The organism is Gordonia sp. GN26 (assembly GCF_054823965.1).
Window position 1 is genome coordinate 1 of sequence record NZ_JSYC01000143.1, and the last position, 588, is coordinate 588.

Genomic DNA, 588 nt, shown 5'->3' on the forward strand with positions numbered 1-588 from the left:
ATGCGCCGCAGGTTGGGGAAGAAGTCTTCGAGGGTTTCGGCGTCCCCGGGGATGACGAACCCTTCCGGCGTGCGGTACTCGGTGACCAGGCGGCCGTCGTCGCGATACTGAACATCGACCCAGTCACCGAAGGTCTTGTGCAGGTGCCCCAACCGGCACTTGGCATTGAGGTTCTCGCTCGACGTCGCGCCGCTTTGTGCGGGGCTGGTGCGGTCGTACTCGGTGACGTGGTCGAGATCGGAGTCGAAAGCCGAACATCCGCAACCGGGTTCGGTGCAGTAACCATCCCGGACCCGCACGAAGTCGGAGCACGCAGAGGTGGGTCGATACGGATCGGCCGATTGTGCACCGGGATAGACGATCACCATGTCTGCCGGCGGGGCATTGGCCGATCTCGGCTCGACGGGGCTATCCGGATCGTCGGAAGTCTTTGTTGTCGGCCGCTCTGCGACGACGCGCGTCGGTGCGGTGCGGACCGGCGTGACTGGTCTGACGGTTGCGTCGGGTCGCTGGGCGAGGTCGCGGACGTGTTCTCCGGTGATGACACCGTGGCCGTCTACCCAACCGATCCCTGGTGCCCCGGCGAGA

At 65.5% G+C, this 588-nt stretch carries 1 protein-coding gene; it reads right to left on the minus strand.

Annotation, left to right across the window (positions count from 1 at the left end; all coding sequences use genetic code 11):
- A partial coding sequence (locus OK17_RS20490; protein WP_461418573.1) for an HNH endonuclease signature motif containing protein occupies positions 1-588 on the minus strand: 588 nt, incomplete at both ends.